Genomic DNA, 16,233 nt, shown 5'->3' on the forward strand with positions numbered 1-16,233 from the left:
GGATGAAGAATCCCTGGCCGCATGGGCGCCCGAACACGGTCCGAAGCGGAGCGGAGGACCAAGGTAGGTGCAGTTCGGGCGCCGTCGGGCGAGGCGAGCACTGCCTACACGGCCTCGGCCAGCAGCTTCTGGACGCGGCTCACGCCCTCGACGAGGTCCTCGTCGCTGAGCGCGTAGGACAACCGGAGGTAGCCGGGGGTGCCGAAGGCCTCACCGGGCACGACCGCGACCTCGGCCTCCTCCAGGATCAGCTCGGCCAGCTCGGTGGAGGTGCTCGGCCGCCGGCCGCGGATCTCCTTGCCGAGGACGCCCTTGACCGACGGGTAGGCGTAGAAGGCGCCCTGCGGCTCAGGGCAGACCACGCCGTCGATCTCGTTGAGCATCCGGACGATGGTCCTGCGTCGGCGGTCGAAGGACTCGCGCATCGTGTCGACGGCGGACAGGTCGCCGGAGACGGCGGCGATCGCGGCGGCCTGCGAGACGTTGGCGACGTTGGAGGTGGCGTGCGACTGGAGGTTGCCCGCCGCCTTGACCACGTCCTCGGGCCCGATGATCCACCCCACGCGCCAGCCCGTCATGGCGTAGGTCTTGGCCACGCCGTTGACGATGACGGTGCGGTCGGCCAGCTCGGGCACCTCGACGGGGATCGAGGCGAACTCGGCGTCGCCGTAGACGAGGTGCTGGTAGATCTCGTCGGTGAGCACCCACAGGTCGTGTTCGAGGGCCCACCGACCGATCGCGCGGACCTGCTCGCGCGGGTAGACGGCGCCCGTCGGGTTGGACGGGGAGACGAACACCAGGATCTTGGTGCGCTCGGTGCGCGCGGCCTCCAGCTGCTCGACACCGGCCATGTAGCCGGTGCTCTCGTCGGTGGTGACGAAGACCGGGACGCCGCCCGCGAGCTTGATGGACTCGGGGTAGGTGGTCCAGTAGGGGGCCACGACGATGACCTCGTCCCCCGGGTCGAGCAGGGCGGCGAAGGCCTCGTAGATGGCCTGTTTGCCGCCGTTGGTGACCAGGACCTGGGAGGGCTCGACCCGGTACCCGGAGTCGCGGGCGGTCTTCTCGGCGATGGCCTTCTTGAGTTCGGGAAGGCCCCCGGCCGGCGTGTAGCGGTGGAAGCGCGGCTCGCGGGCTGCCTCGACAGCGGCCTCGACGATGTAGTCGGGGGTCGGGAAGTCCGGCTCTCCGGCCCCGAAACCGATGACGGGGCGCCCCTCCGCCTTCATGGCCTTGGCCTTCGCGTCGACGGCGAGGGTGGCCGACTCGGAGATAGCGCTGATACGTGCAGAGACTCGCGGTCGCTCAGTCATGTCTCCATGGTGTCACGTGCCCCCGGCAGAGCTGGTGGGGAAGGGTACAGGGCGATCGCGGAACCGGCGCGACGGGGTGCCCGGAGGAGCGCGGTTTGGTCTCCGCGCCGCCCAGGGCATACACTCGTTCGCGCCGACCGGCCACGGACGGGGCGGCCCCGCGTACAAGTGGGGTGCGGACCCGGTTCGGACCGGCTATGGTGGGGAACGCAGTTTCCGCTCAAGGGCAGTGGCTCAATTGGCAGAGCACCGGTCTCCAAAACCGGCGGTTGGGGGTTCGAGTCCCTCCTGCCCTGCACGAACGCACGGTGTGGCGGTCTTCGGGCCGCCGCACCCTGCGGGGCATACGGAACTACGGGGATGACCAGCAGCCCGCGACCCTAAGGACCCCAGGTGACCCAGACTGACGCCGACGCCAAGCCCGACAAGGAGCCCAAGCGTCGTACCGGTCCTGTGACCTTCACCAAGCAGGTCGTCGGGGAGCTTCGCAAAGTCCGCTGGCCCACGCGCCGCGAGCTGGTCACCTACACCATCGTCGTCCTGGTGTTCGTCGTCCTCGTCCTGAGCTACGTCTCGCTCCTCGACTTCGTTTTCGCCGCGCTCACCACCTGGCTCTACGCCGGATTCAGCCCCGAGGGCGAGTTCCAGGCCCTGCCGCTGTGGACCAGTATCGCCACCGGCGCCCTGGCCGTCATCTTCGGCGCCATGGGGCTCATGCGCAGCAAGGGCGACTGAGCCCCGCTCCCCTGGTCCTCCGCACCGCCCAGGTCCGGAGCCCGAGCGGAGCCGCGGCCGTGACGCGGGCCGCCGTCCCCGTCCACCCGTGCCTGGTCCCATCCCGCGCGCGGAGACCGTAAGCTGGCAGGACTGGGTTCGACGTCGACCGCTGTCCGGTGCGCGTCGGCCCGCAGTAGCGCATCCGACGAGAGAAAGAGCAGCCGTGTCCGAGTCCCCACTGACCCCTGACGACTTCCCCGAAGAGGAGCCGGGTCAGTCGTCGGAGGAAGAGACCGGCCTGGCGGGCGAGCTGTCCGAGGACACGGCCGAGCAGGCCGACACCGACAGCCCGGAGCTGACCGGTGACGCCGACGAGGCCGACGAAGAGGCCGAGGAGGCCGAGCAGGAGCCCGAGCTCCCCAAGCTCGACCCCGTCGAGGAGTTCCGGAACGAGCTGATCCTGCTTCCCGGCGACTGGTACGTCGTGCACACCTACGCCGGGTACGAGAAGCGGGTCAAGGCCAACGTCGAGAGCCGCACCCAGTCGCTCAACATGGAGGACTACATCTTCCAGGTCGAGGTGCCCGAACACGAGGTCACCGAGGTCAAGAGCGGCAAGCGCCAGCAGGTCACCGAGAAGGTCCTGCCCGGCTACGTGCTCGTCCGCATGGACCTGACCGACGAGTCCTGGTCGGCCATCCGCAACACCCCGGGCGTGACCGGCTTCGTCGGCCTGTCCAACAAGCCCGCCCCGCTCAGCCTCACCGAGGTCGCCAAGCTCCTGGCGCCCGAGCCCGAGGAGGAGCCGGAGGAGGAGCGCAAGGCCAAGGCCGGTGCCGGTGTCAGCGAGGCGCGCTCCGACGTGGCCTACGAGATCGGCGAGTCCGTCACCGTCATGGAGGGCCCGTTCGCGACGCTGCCCGCCACGGTGAGCGAGATCAACCCGGACACCCAGAAGCTCAAGGTGCTCGTGTCGATCTTCGGCCGCGAGACCCCGGTCGAGCTCTCCTTCAACCAGGTCGCCAAGATCTGAACCGTCCGGGCAGTGACCCGGCCGACGTAGACTTGGTGGGTCCGCCTCCGGGCGGACCCACTCGCGTGCTCCGCCCACGGCAGGGCGGGGACCAGCACACACCGCACATCAGGCAAAGGACCCGATATGCCTCCGAAGAAGAAACTGGCCGCACTCGTCAAGGTGCAGCTCCCCGCCGGTCAGGCCACCCCGGCGCCGCCCGTCGGTACCGCCCTCGGTCCGCACGGCGTCAACATCATGGACTTCTGCAAGCAGTACAACGCTGCTACGGAGGGCCAGCGCGGCAACGTCATCCCCGTAGAGATCTCCATCTACGAGGACCGCTCCTTCAGCTTCGTCACCAAGACGCCCCCGGCGCCGAAGCTGATCCTCAAGGCCGCCGGCCTGGACAAGGCCGCCACCGACCCGGGTCGCAGCACGGCCGGTTCGATCACCGCCGAGCAGGTCCGCGAGATCGCGCAGACCAAGCTGCCCGACCTCAACACCGACGACATCGAGGCCGCCGCCAAGATCGTCGCCGGCACCGCCCGCTCGATGGGCATCGAGGTCAAGTAGCTCCCCGCACCGGGGCTCCGGGCCGACGCCCGGGCCGCGTGGGGTGCTCGCCGTCAAGAACCGACAGTGGCAGGGCCAGGCGCTGGCCCACTGACCACACGTTCCACAGGAGAACAGCGTGAAGCGCAGCAAGAACCACCGCAAAGCCAGCGAGCTGGTGAACCGTGACAAGCTCTACAGCCCCGCCGAGGCCGTGAAGCTCGCCAAGGAGACCTCCAGCGTGAAGTTCGACGCGACCGTCGAGGTCGCCCTGCGTCTGGGCGTCGACCCGCGCAAGGCCGACCAGATGGTTCGCGGCACCGTGAACCTGCCCAACGGCACCGGTAAGACCGCCCGGGTCCTGGTCTTCGCGACCGGTGAGCGTGCGGAGCAGGCTCGCGCCGCTGGCGCCGACTACGTCGGTGACGACGACCTCGTCCAGGAGATCCAGAACGGTTTCCTCGACTTCGACGCCGTCGTCGCCACCCCGGACCTCATGGGCAAGGTCGGCCGCCTCGGCCGCGTGCTCGGTCCGCGTGGTCTCATGCCCAACCCCAAGACGGGCACCGTCACCCCGGACGTGGCCAAGGCCGTGACCGACATCAAGGGCGGCAAGATCGAGTTCCGCGTCGACCGTCACGGCAACCTGCACTTCATCATCGGCAAGGCGTCCTTCGACGACGCCAAGCTGGTGGAGAACTACCAGGCCGCCATCGACGAGGTGAACCGCCTCAAGCCGTCCGCCGCCAAGGGCCGTTACATCAAGAAGGCCGTGGTCACCACGTCCATGGGCCCGAGCATCCCGCTCGACGCCTGATCGAAACGCGCCCGAACCGGCACGTAGCCGAACGGCCCCCCGGATCCCGTCAGGGAACCGGGGGGCCGTCGCCGTGCGGAGGGCCCCCGACTAGATGTCGGTGATCTGCTCCTCGGAGGGCATCTCGAAGGAGGTCTCGCCCAGGGCGGAGAAGACCATCGAGAGGTCGGTGACGTCGTCGCTGAAGTCGATGCGCATCGGGAAGCCGTCACCGGAGATCCAGATGGACGTCTCCATGGCCCCTTCGATCGAGCCGCCGATCAGATCGTTCAGGGCGCCCGCCTGCCCCTCCGGGAGGGCGTCGATCTCCTCCTGCGTGAACGTGCCGTCGACGCGGGTGGTCTCGACCCCGCTGATCTCCTCGGTCCCGGCCTCCTCGACGGTCTCGATCTCGGAGATCGCGCCCGCGACGTCCGAGAGCTGCGAGGCGTCGAACATGTCCTCCGTGGTCGGCATCGAGTCCATGCCGCTGGCGCCGCGGACCCAGGCCGTGTCGGCCTCGAAGTTGCCGTTGTGGTTGGACACCAGGGCCTCGCCCTCGGCGGGGACGATGACGATCGAGGTGCCGAGCTCCTCCGCGGTCATGCCCGAGCTCTCACCGCTGAGCTCCTCGAGGTCCAGCATCATCTCGCCGATCTCCGGCATGACGATGGTGACCTGGGCCGCCTGCGGGTCGCTCATGACCTCGTAGGTGAAGTCCATGTTCGTCTCGCCGAGCTCGGGGTCGGTCATGCCGATCGCCATGTCGAGGGTGTAGTTGTCCACCGACTCGGTGGTCGAGGCGAGATCGGCGAGGAGGCTCATGACGCCTCCGCCCCCGTTCTCCTCCTCCGTCGCGGCTTCGGTGGTCTCCTCGGGCTCGGCGGACTGGTCGCCACCGCAGGCGGCGAGGGACAGGCTCAGGGCGCCGACGGCAAGGAAAGCCGGCACACGGGTCTTCATGGGGGTGGATACCTTTTCGATGAGGGAGATGGTGTGCGAGGAAGGGAGCGGGCCTTCAGCGGGTCATGTTGCCACGTGTGTAGGACATCTCGGACACGAGGCAACACTTGTTACTGGGACGTTGTCCCATTTCGTGGGGTTGCGTGACGCTCCTCACGTCAGGCGGGGGTCGGTCGCCCGGAATCCGTTCTCCGCACCCTTCCCGGTCCTGTAGCATGAGTACTTGCCGAAGACCGCTGGTCGTCACCCGAACGGGTGACCTAAGGACCCATCCGCGATGGGCGCCCGCGCAGGTGTCACCAGAGCTTTCCCGTTCCGGGTGCGTTTCCGCGCCCCGTGGACGCGGTCGTGCCCCGTGCGCCTCGCGCTCGGGGCTTTTTCTCGTGCTGACGCCGATCGCGTGAGTCCTTGGGAACCAACCAGCGTTCACTGTTGGAAGGAGTCCCATGGCGAGGCCGGACAAGGCAGCCGCGGTCGCCGAACTCACGGAGGAACTCCGTGGGTCGAACGGCGCCGTGCTGGCGGAATACCGGGGACTCAGTGTGGCCGGGCTCAACGAGCTCCGCCGCAGCCTCGGCCAGAACGCGCGTTTCCGCGTCGTGAAGAACACGCTGACCAAGATCGCCGTGAGCGAGGCCGGAGTCGACGAGAAGGTCAAGGACCTGCTCGAGGGCCCCACCGCCGTCGCTTTCATCCGCGGTGACGTGGTCGAGACCGCCAAGAGTCTGCGTGACTTCGCGAAGGCGAACGAGCCCCTGGTGATCAAGGGCGGCGTCATCGACGGTAAGTCGATGTCCGCCGAGGACATCACCAAGCTGGCCGACCTGGAGTCCCGCGAGGTGCTTCTCTCGAAGATGGCCGGTGCGCTCAAGGCCAAGCAGGGCCAGGCCGCCGCCGTCTTCCAGGCGCTCCCGACCAAGGCCGCGCGTCTCGCGCAGGCCCTGGCGGACAAGCGCTCCGAGGAAGCGGCCTAGACAACCTGATTTCCGGCGGGTGTCGACGTCACCCGCCTCATGGCTCGCACGTGGCGCCGACGGGCGCGCGTGTCCGTAGAGAAAGAGAGATCGCATCATGGCGAAGCTCAGCAACGAGGACCTGCTGGCCGCGTTCGAGGAGATGACCCTCCTCGAGCTGTCCGAGTTCGTGAAGCTGTTCGAGGACAAGTTCGACGTCGAGGCCGCCGCCCCGGCCGCCGTCGTCGCCGCCGCCCCGGGTGCCGGTGGCGGCGCCGCCGAGGCCGAGCCCGAGAAGGACGAGTTCGACGTCGTCCTCGAGTCCGCCGGCGACAAGAAGATCCAGGTCATCAAGGAGGTCCGCGGCCTCACGAGCCTGGGTCTCAAGGAGGCCAAGGACCTGGTCGACAACGCTCCCAAGCCGCTGCTCGAGGGCGTCAACAAGGAGGCCGCTGACAAGGCCAAGGCCGCCCTGGAGGGCGCTGGCGCCACCGTCACCCTCAAGTAGTCCCACGCGGGCCGTACGGGCCCGCTGGTACCCGCGGGGGGGGCNTCCGACTCCCCCGAGGGGACGAAGGTCCCTTCGCCGCTCCCGGCGCCGTGTCCGATCCCGCCCCGGGTGGGAGGTGTGCGAAGCTGGGTCGGCGGCGGGACGGGGATCCGCGTGTGCGAACTGTCCCGCAGACGCGATAATCTCCCGTCCCGGGATTCTTGACGGGCTCGGGGGAGAGTGTTTACCCGCCCTGGGCGGGGGAACTCTTCCGGGTGTCCGACGGCTCGTATCCCCCTGGGGGCCGGGACGGGCGCGCTGGACCACCCACACGGTCCCGGTGGGTCGCCGGGGACGGAATCCGAGGTCGGGTTCCGGGCCGGGGACGGTGTCCGGGCTTGACGGATCGCCCGCCACGGGTGATCCTGCCGGTGTCGTGAGTGGCGCCGTGGACCGTGAGTGGACAGCGGTGTGGTGTTCGGCTACACTGCTCTTTTGCGCTGCCCTTTGGTGATCCCTGTGTCGGTGTACGGCTTCCGCCATCCCATTTTCGTCTGGACACGGTAGCCCGTTCCCGCTCGATGTGACCGTCTCAACCGTGTTGCGGCGGTCCTCCAGTGACGGATCGTCTGGCGTGCGCGCTTTAACCGCCACAAGCCTTCGGAAGGACCCCTGTTGGCAGCCTCGCGCAACGCCTCCGCTAACGCCCTTGGTCCGCACCGCGTTTCGTTCGCCCGTATTCAGGAACCCCTCGAGGTCCCGAACCTGCTCGCCCTGCAGACCGAGTCGTTCGACTGGCTGCTGGGCAACGAGAAGTGGAAGACCCGGGTCGAGACGGCCCGAAACGCTGGCCGCAAGGACGTTCCGGAGCAGTCCGGTCTCGAAGAGATCTTCGAGGAGATCAGTCCGATCGAGGACTTCTCGGGCACGATGTCGCTGTCGTTCCGCGACCATCGGTTCGAGCCGCCCAAGTACTCCGAAGAGGAGTGCAAGGACAAGGACATGACCTTCTCCGCCCCGATGTTCGTCACGGCGGAGTTCATCAACAACGACACCGGTGAGATCAAGAGCCAGACGGTGTTCATGGGCGACTTCCCGCTCATGACCGTCAAGGGCACCTTCATCATCAACGGCACCGAGCGCGTCGTCGTGTCCCAGCTGGTCCGCTCCCCGGGCGTGTACTTCGACCGGTCGGTCGACAAGAGCTCGGACAAGGACCTCTTCGGCTGCAAGGTCATCCCGTCCCGCGGCGCCTGGCTGGAGTTCGAGGTCGACAAGCGCGACTTCGTCGGTGTGCGTATCGACCGCAAGCGCAAGCAGGGCGTCACCGTCCTGCTCAAGGCGCTGGGCTGGACCACCGACCAGATCCTCGAGCGCTTCGGCCAGTACGAGTCCATCCGCAACACGCTGGAGAAGGACCCGACCGCGGGCACCGACGACGCGCTGCTGGACATCTACCGCAAGCTGCGTCCGGGGGAGCCGCCCACGAAGGAGTCGGCCCAGGCGCTGTTGGAGAACCTCTACTTCAACCCCAAGCGCTACGACCTCGCCAAGGTCGGCCGCTACAAGATCAACAAGAAGCTCGGTCTGGAGACCGACTACACCCAGGGCACCCTCACCGAAGAGGACATCGTCTCCACCATCGACTACCTCGTGCGCCTGCACGCGGGTGAGGTCGAGCGCGAGACGGCCATCGGTGTCCGCCCCGTCGAGACCGACGACATCGACCACTTCGGCAACCGGCGCCTGCGCACGGTCGGCGAGCTCATCCAGAACCAGGTCCGCCTGGGCCTGGCCCGCATGGAGCGCGTCGTCCGCGAGCGGATGACCACCCAGGACGTCGAGGCGATCACGCCGCAGACCCTGATCAACATCCGCCCCGTCGTGGCCTCCATCAAGGAGTTCTTCGGCACCTCGCAGCTGTCCCAGTTCATGGACCAGACCAACCCGCTGGCGGGTCTGACCCACAAGCGCCGCCTCTCGGCGCTGGGTCCGGGCGGTCTGTCCCGTGAGCGCGCGGGCTTCGAGGTCCGTGACGTCCACGCCTCCCACTACGGCCGCATGTGCCCGATCGAGACCCCTGAGGGTCCCAACATCGGTCTGATCGGCTCCCTCGCCGCCTACGGCCGCGTCAACTCCTTCGGGTTCGTCGAGACCCCGTACCGCCGCGTGGTCGACGGTCGCATCACCGACCAGGTCGACTACCTCACCGCGGACGAGGAGGACCGGTACGTCATCGGCCAGGCCAACACGCCGATCAACCCGGACGGCACCTTCGCCGAGTCCCACGTCCTGGTGCGCCGCAAGGGCGAGGAGTTCGAGCAGGTCCGCTCGGACGAGGTCGACTACATGGACGTGTCGCCGCGCCAGATGGTGTCGGTCGCCACCGCCATGATCCCGTTCCTGGAGCACGACGACGCCAACCGCGCGCTCATGGGTTCCAACATGCAGCGCCAGGCGGTGCCGCTGCTGCGCGCCGAGGCGCCCTACGTCGGCACCGGCATGGAGTACCGGGCCGCCACCGACGCCGGTGAGGTCATCCTCGCGGAGAAGGCCGGTGTGGTCGAGGACGTCACGGCCGACTACGTCACCGTGATGGCCGACGACGGTACCCGCAAGACCTACCGCCTGGGCAAGTTCCAGCGCTCCAACCAGGGCACCTGCTTCAACCAGCGGCCGATCGTGCAGGAGGGCCAGCGGGTCGAGGAGTCCCAGGTCCTGGCGGACGGCCCGTCCACCGACCAGGGTGAGATGTCGCTGGGCAAGAACCTGCTCGTGGCGTACATGTCCTGGGAGGGCCACAACTACGAGGACGCGATCATCCTCTCCCAGCGTCTGGTGCAGGACGACGTCCTCTCCTCGATCCACATCGAGGAGCACGAGGTCGACGCCCGTGACACCAAGCTGGGCCCGGAGGAGATCACCCGCGAGATCCCCAACGTCAGCGAGGAGGTCCTGGCCGACCTCGACGACCGGGGCATCATCCGCATCGGCGCCGAGGTCGTCGACGGCGACATCCTCGTCGGCAAGGTGACCCCCAAGGGTGAGACCGAGCTGACCCCGGAGGAGCGCCTGCTGCGCGCCATCTTCGGTGAGAAGGCCCGCGAGGTCCGCGACACCTCCCTGAAGGTGCCGCACGGTGAGACCGGCAAGGTCATCGGCGTCCGCGTGTTCAGCCGCGAGGACGGCGACGAGCTCGCCCCGGGCGTCAACGAGATGGTCCGCGTCTACGTCGCCCAGAAGCGCAAGATCACCGACGGTGACAAGCTCGCCGGCCGCCACGGCAACAAGGGCGTCATCGCCAAGATCCTGCCCCAGGAGGACATGCCCTTCCTGGAGGACGGCACGCCGGTCGACATCATCCTCAACCCGCTGGGCGTCCCCGGCCGAATGAACGTCGGCCAGGTGTTGGAGGTCCACCTGGGCTGGCTGGCCAAGAACGGCTGGTCGGTCGAGGGGCTCGACGAACCGTGGAAGCAGTCGCTCCACGACATCGGGGCCTCCGAGTCCGAGCCGGGCTCCAACGTGGCCACCCCGGTCTTCGACGGCCTGCACGGCGACGAGCTCAGCGGCCTGATCCAGTCGGTCCGCCCCAACAAGGACGGCAACCGCCTGATCAACGAGGACGGCAAGGCGCGGCTGTTCGACGGCCGCACCGGTGAGCCGTTCGCCGAGCCGATCTCCGTCGGCTACAAGTACATCCTGAAGCTCCACCACCTCGTGGACGACAAGATCCACGCGCGCTCCACCGGCCCGTACTCGATGATCACCCAGCAGCCGCTGGGCGGTAAGGCGCAGTTCGGCGGTCAGCGCTTCGGTGAGATGGAGGTCTGGGCGCTGGAGGCCTACGGCGCCGCCTACGCGCTCCAGGAGCTGCTCACCATCAAGTCCGACGACGTGGTGGGCCGGGTCAAGGTCTACGAGGCCATCGTCAAGGGCGAGAACATCCCCGAGCCGGGCATCCCTGAGTCCTTCAAGGTGCTCATCAAGGAGATGCAGTCGCTCTGTCTGAACGTGGAGGTGCTGTCCAGTGACGGTATGTCCATCGAGATGCGGGACAGCGACGAGGACGTCTTCCGCGCTGCGGAAGAGCTGGGAATCGACCTGGGTCGGCGTGAGCCGAGCAGTGTCGAAGAGGTCTAACTTCCGCGATCTTCGAGAGCAGGGGACGAATTAAGTGCTCGACGTCAACTTCTTCGACGAGCTGCGCATTGGCCTCGCGACGGCCGACGACATCCGCCAGTGGTCGCACGGCGAGGTCAAGAAGCCCGAAACCATCAACTACCGGACCCTCAAGCCGGAGAAGGACGGACTCTTCTGCGAGAAGATCTTCGGTCCGACCCGGGACTGGGAGTGCTACTGCGGTAAGTACAAGCGCGTCCGCTTCAAGGGCATCATCTGTGAGCGCTGCGGCGTCGAGGTGACCCGCGCCAAGGTGCGCCGTGAGCGGATGGGCCACATCGAGCTGGCCGCGCCCGTCACGCACATCTGGTACTTCAAGGGCGTGCCCTCCCGCCTGGGCTACCTGCTGGACCTGGCGCCGAAGGATCTCGAGAAGATCATCTACTTCGCCGCCTACATGGTCACCTGGGTGGACACCGAGGCCCGTGAGCGCGACCTCCAGTCCCTGGAGGCGCGGATCTCGGTCGAGAAGCAGCACCTGGAGCAGCGCCGCGACTCCACCATCGAGGAGCGCCACCGCAAGCTCGAGGCCGACCTGGCCGAGCTCGAGGAGCAGGGTGCCAAGGGCGACGCCCGCCGCAAGGTGCGCGAGGGCGCCGAGCGCGAGATGCGCCAGCTGCGCGACCGCGCCCAGCGTGAGATCGACCGCCTCGACGAGGTCTGGAACCGCTTCAAGAACCTCAAGGTCCAGGACCTCGAGGGCGACGAGATGCTCTACCGCGAGATGCGGGACCGCTTCGGGAAGTACTTCCGCGGCGGCATGGGCGCCCAGGCCATCCAGGACCGGCTCTCCAACTTCGAGCTGGACCAGGAGGCGGAGAAGCTCCGCGAGACCATCCGCACCGGCAAGGGCCAGAAGAAGGCCCGCGCCCTCAAGCGGCTCAAGGTCGTCTCGGCGTTCCTCAACACCACCAACAGCCCCATGGGCATGGTGCTCGACTGCATCCCGGTCATCCCGCCGGACCTGCGTCCGATGGTGCAGCTGGACGGTGGCCGCTTCGCGACCTCCGACCTCAACGACCTGTACCGCCGGGTGATCAACCGGAACAACCGCCTCAAGCGACTGCTCGACCTCGGCGCGCCCGAGATCATCGTCAACAACGAGAAGCGGATGCTCCAGGAGGCCGTCGACGCCCTGTTCGACAACGGCCGCCGCGGCCGTCCGGTCACCGGGCCGGGCAACCGTCCGCTCAAGTCGCTGTCCGACATGCTCAAGGGCAAGCAGGGCCGCTTCCGTCAGAACCTGCTCGGTAAGCGCGTCGACTACTCCGGCCGTTCGGTCATCGTCGTCGGCCCGCAGCTGAAGCTGCACCAGTGCGGTCTGCCCAAGCAGATGGCGCTGGAGCTGTTCAAGCCGTTCGTGATGAAGCGCCTGGTCGACCTGAACCACGCGCAGAACATCAAGAGCGCCAAGCGCATGGTGGAGCGGTCCCGCCCGGTCGTGTGGGACGTCCTCGAAGAGGTCATCACCGAGCACCCGGTGCTGCTCAACCGCGCTCCGACGCTGCACCGCCTGGGCATCCAGGCCTTCGAGCCGCAGCTGGTCGAGGGCAAGGCCATCCAGATCCACCCGCTGGTCTGCACGGCGTTCAACGCCGACTTCGACGGTGACCAGATGGCCGTGCACCTGCCGCTGTCCGCCGAGGCCCAGGCCGAGGCGCGGCTGCTGATGCTGGCCACGAACAACATCCTCAAGCCGTCCGACGGCAAGCCCGTGACCATGCCCACCCAGGACATGATCATCGGTCTGTACTACCTGACGACGGAGCGCTCCGGCGCCCGGGGCGAGGGGCGGGCGTTCCGCTCCCCGGCCGAGGCGATCATGGCCTACGACCTGGGCGACCTCGACCTCCAGGCCAAGATCCGCCTGCGGATCGCCGACGGCGCTCCCGCGCCCAAGGACTGGACCCCGCCGGAGGGCTGGCAGCAGGGCGACGTCTACGTCCTGGAGACGACGCTGGGCCGGTACCTCTTCAACGAGGCCACCCCGGTCGACTACCCGTACGTCAACTTCCAGGTGGGCAAGAAGCAGGTCTCGACCCTGGTCAACGACCTGGCCGAGAACTACCCCAAGGTCCAGGTCGCCACGACCCTGGACGCCCTGAAGGACGCCGGTTACCGCTGGGCCACCCGGTCCGGTCTGACCATCGGCATCGAGGACGTCGTCGCGCCTCCGGCCAAGACGGAGATCCTCGAGGGCTACGAGCGCAAGGCCGACAAGATCCAGCGCGAGTACGACCGTGGTCTCATCACCGACGACGAGCGCCGTCAGGAGCTCACCGAGGTGTGGACCCAGGCCACCGCCGAGGTCGCCCGGAACATGGAGGACAACTTCCCCGCCGACAACCCGGTGTGGATGATGGTCCAGTCCGGTGCCCGTGGTAACCCGATGCAGGTGCGTCAGATCGCCGGTATCCGCGGTCTGGTCTCCAACACCAAGGGTGAGACGATCCCGCGCCCGATCAAGTCCTCCTACCGCGAGGGCCTGTCCGTCCTGGAGTACTTCATCTCCACACACGGTCAGCGCAAGGGTCTGGCCGACACCGCCCTGCGTACCGCCGACTCGGGTTACCTGACCCGTCGTCTGGTGGACGTCGCGCAGGACGTCATCGTCCGCGAGGTCGACTGTGAGACCGACCGCTCGCTCTGGCACGAGATCGGTGAGAAGACCGCCTCCGGCGCCGTCGTGCGCAAGCACAACGTCGAGAACACCGGTTTCGGCCGTACCCTCGCCGAGCCCGCCGTGGACGCGGACGGCAACGTCGTCCTGCCCGCGCTGGCCGACACCTCCGAGCAGAACATCGACAAGCTGGTCGAGGCGGGCATCACCCGCGTGCGCATCCGCTCGTCGCTCACCTGTGAGGCGAAGATCGGCGTGTGCTCCACCTGCTACGGCCGCTCCATGGCGACCGGCAAGCCGGTGGACGTCGGTGAGGCGATCGGTATCATCGCGGCCCAGTCCATCGGTGAGCCCGGTACCCAGCTGACCATGCGGACCTTCCACATGGGTGGTTCGGCCGGTCAGGACATCACCCACGGTCTGCCCCGTGTCCAGGAGCTCTTCGAGGCCCGCATCCCCAAGGGTGTGGCCCCGATCTCCGAGGTGGAGGGCCGGATCCGGATCGACGACACGGAGAAGAGCCGTAAGATCGTCGTCATCCCGGACGACGGCTCGGACGAGATCGCCTACCCGGTGCCGATGCGCGCCCAGCTCCTGGTCAGCGACGACGACCACGTGTCGGTCGGACAGCAGCTGATCCAGGGTGCGATCAACCCGCACGAGGTCCTCCGCATCCAGGGGCCGCGCGCGGTGCAGCAGCACCTCGTGTCGGAGGTCCAGGAGGTCTACAAGTCGCAGGGTGTGTCCATCCACGACAAGCACATCGAGATCATCGTCCGCCAGATGCTCAAGCGGGTGAACATCCTCGAGTCGGGTGACACCGAGCTGCTGCCGGGTGAGATGGTCGAGCGGCCGAAGTTCGAGCGGATCAACCGCCGCGTCGTCTCCGAGGGCGGACAGCCCGCGGCCGGACGCCCGGTGCTGCTCGGCATCACCAAGGCCTCGCTGGCCACGGAGTCCTGGCTGTCGGCGGCCTCCTTCCAGGAGACCACCCGGGTGCTCACCGAGAACGCGATCCACGGCAAGAGCGACCCGCTCCTCGGCCTCAAGGAGAACGTCATCATCGGTAAGCTCATCCCGGCCGGTACCGGTATTCCGCAGTACCGCAACATCCGGGTGGAGCCGACCGAGGAGGCCAAGGCCTCGATGTACTCGGTCTCCGGATACGAGGAGCCCAGCGAGTACACCTTCGGGCAGGGGTCGGGCGAGGCCGTCCCGCTGGAGGAGTACGACTTCGGGCCCTACAACCGGTAAGAGCGGTTGACTGAACGGACGGCGGCGGTCCACCACCTCCTCAGGGGGGTGGTGCCGCCGCCGTTCGACGTGGTCGGTCCGCACATCGCGGTGTGGACGGGGAGAGGGCGCTTCGGCGCTGTCGGGAGAGCAGGCGCACAGTGACTGAAAACGGGGGCGGACGGGACTCGGGCGCGCGCGAGGCGGACTCGTGGTTCAAGCCGAGCGAGAACCGCTACCGCACGCAGTCGGAGTACCAGGACCCGATGGAGGACGGTGAGACCGGCGACACGGTCTTCCCGGACAGCGGGGGCTACGCGGGGCTGAGCACGTCGCGGCCCCCGATGGTCGAGCCGTATCCGGAGGCGCTGGGCGGCCCGCCGCGGTCGACCCCTCCGGCCCCGCCGACACCCGGGGGGCTCTCCTACCCCGGCGCGGGCGCCTCGGCGTACGAGCCGCTGACCCGCGTCCCGGGGGAGCCCGAGCCGGAGAACGAGCCGAGTTTCCCGGGGATCGCCGCGAGCGCGGAGGTGCCGCTGCCCCCGGAGACGGACTCCGTCCCCGGCGGCGCGTCGACGGGCACCTGGCCGGCGGAACCGGGGGCCGGTACCGCGTGGGCCCCTGAGTCCGCCGGACCGTCGTTCGACGAGCCCCGTGACGGTTCCGCAAACGAACCGGGGACCCCTGATTCCGCGTCCTTCTCCGGCGATGAGCCGTGGGCCGCCGGTGACCTCGGTGACCGGAGCGATGATCCGTGGTCCTCCGAGCCCGCCCGCGCGCAGGAGCCGTGGGGCCCGGGCCCGTCCGTTCCCTCTTCTTCGGCGTCGTCCGACTCCGCCGCTCCCGTGGATGACGCGCCATGGGGCGCCGGCCATTCTGACGACCGGCCGTGGGCCCCTGAGCCCGCCGGACCGTCGTTCGACGAGCCCCGTGACGGTTCCGCGGACGAACCGGGGTCTTTCGAGTCCACCGCTCCCTCGGTCGGTGAGCCGTGGGGCACCGGTGACGTGAGCGGCGAGGGCGACGAGTCGTGGTCGCCGGGTGCCGCCGGGCCGTCGTTCGACGAACCCGTGGGCGGTGCCACCGGGCAGCCGTGGTCCTCCGGCCCCGAGTCCCCCTCGACCGACGCGCCGTGGGGCGCCGGTGACCCGGGTGACCGGGATGATGACCTGTGGTCCTCCGAGGCCGCTCACGCCGACGGGGCGTGGTCTCCGGGGTCCGACAGCGTGCCGGGTGACGCGCAGTGGTCCCCGAACGACGCCGCTCCCTCGGCCGCGCCGTTCCCCGAGCCCGCCGGGCCGTCGTTCGATGAGCCCCTGGGCGGTGCCACCGGGCAGCCGTGGCCCTCCGGACCCGAGTCCCCCTCGACCGACGCGCCGTGGGGCGCCGGTGACGTGAG

General features: G+C 68.4%; 9 protein-coding genes, 1 tRNA gene and 2 pseudogenes. 10 read left to right on the forward strand and 2 right to left on the reverse strand.

Annotated elements, in window-relative coordinates:
- Nucleotides 1-104: 104 nt before the first annotated feature.
- Nucleotides 105-1,313 (reverse strand): pyridoxal phosphate-dependent aminotransferase, encoded by a 1,209-nt coding sequence (locus tag D471_RS0110175; RefSeq protein ID WP_026127587.1) that lies wholly within the window; start codon nt 1,311-1,313, stop codon nt 105-107.
- A gap of 223 nt (nt 1,314-1,536) precedes the next feature.
- Between D471_RS0110175 and D471_RS0110180 the strand changes: the two genes are divergently transcribed.
- From D471_RS0110180 to rplA, 5 genes and pseudogenes are all read left to right on the forward strand, one after another.
- Nucleotides 1,537-1,609: transfer RNA gene (locus tag D471_RS0110180), tRNA-Trp, on the forward strand.
- A gap of 97 nt (nt 1,610-1,706) precedes the next feature.
- Nucleotides 1,707-1,940, forward strand: a pseudogene (gene secE, locus D471_RS33755) (preprotein translocase subunit SecE); the annotation flags it as partial.
- 313 nt (nt 1,941-2,253) lie between these two features.
- Nucleotides 2,254-3,063, forward strand: coding sequence for a transcription termination/antitermination protein NusG (gene nusG / locus D471_RS0110190; protein ID WP_017598523.1), 810 nt, complete (start codon nt 2,254-2,256; stop codon nt 3,061-3,063).
- A gap of 126 nt (nt 3,064-3,189) precedes the next feature.
- A complete protein-coding gene (gene rplK / locus D471_RS0110195) occupies nt 3,190-3,618 on the forward strand; it encodes a 50S ribosomal protein L11 (RefSeq protein ID WP_017598524.1) in 429 nt (142 codons plus the stop codon).
- A gap of 118 nt (nt 3,619-3,736) precedes the next feature.
- Complete coding sequence (gene rplA, locus D471_RS0110200; protein WP_017598525.1) at nt 3,737-4,414, forward strand: 50S ribosomal protein L1; 678 nt, start codon at nt 3,737-3,739, stop codon at nt 4,412-4,414.
- 90 nt (nt 4,415-4,504) lie between these two features.
- Here rplA and D471_RS0110205 read toward each other — a convergent pair whose 3' ends face one another.
- Nucleotides 4,505-5,356: a LolA-like protein gene (locus D471_RS0110205; protein WP_017598526.1), complete on the reverse strand. Its 852-nt coding sequence runs from the start codon at nt 5,354-5,356 to the stop codon at nt 4,505-4,507.
- Between the two features lie 446 nt (nt 5,357-5,802).
- Between D471_RS0110205 and rplJ the strand changes: the two genes are divergently transcribed.
- The 5 genes and pseudogenes from rplJ to D471_RS0110230 form a co-directional block, all read left to right on the forward strand.
- A complete protein-coding gene (rplJ, locus tag D471_RS0110210) occupies nt 5,803-6,330 on the forward strand; it encodes a 50S ribosomal protein L10 (RefSeq protein WP_017598527.1) in 528 nt (175 codons plus the stop codon).
- A gap of 97 nt (nt 6,331-6,427) precedes the next feature.
- Nucleotides 6,428-6,817 carry a 50S ribosomal protein L7/L12 gene (gene rplL, locus D471_RS0110215; protein WP_017598528.1) on the forward strand — a complete coding sequence of 130 codons (390 nt, stop codon included), beginning with the start codon at nt 6,428-6,430 and terminating at the stop codon, nt 6,815-6,817.
- A 657-nt stretch (nt 6,818-7,474) separates the two neighbouring features.
- Nucleotides 7,475-10,942 (forward strand): DNA-directed RNA polymerase subunit beta, encoded by a 3,468-nt coding sequence (rpoB, locus tag D471_RS0110220; protein ID WP_017598529.1) that lies wholly within the window; start codon nt 7,475-7,477, stop codon nt 10,940-10,942.
- Nucleotides 10,943-10,976: 34 nt separating this feature from the next.
- Nucleotides 10,977-14,855 (forward strand): DNA-directed RNA polymerase subunit beta', encoded by a 3,879-nt coding sequence (locus D471_RS0110225; RefSeq protein ID WP_017598530.1) that lies wholly within the window; start codon nt 10,977-10,979, stop codon nt 14,853-14,855.
- A gap of 140 nt (nt 14,856-14,995) precedes the next feature.
- Nucleotides 14,996-16,233, forward strand: a pseudogene (locus D471_RS0110230) (hypothetical protein); the annotation flags it as partial.

Source organism: Nocardiopsis lucentensis DSM 44048 (assembly GCF_000341125.1).
In the GTDB taxonomy this organism is placed as follows: domain Bacteria; phylum Actinomycetota; class Actinomycetes; order Streptosporangiales; family Streptosporangiaceae; genus Nocardiopsis; species Nocardiopsis lucentensis.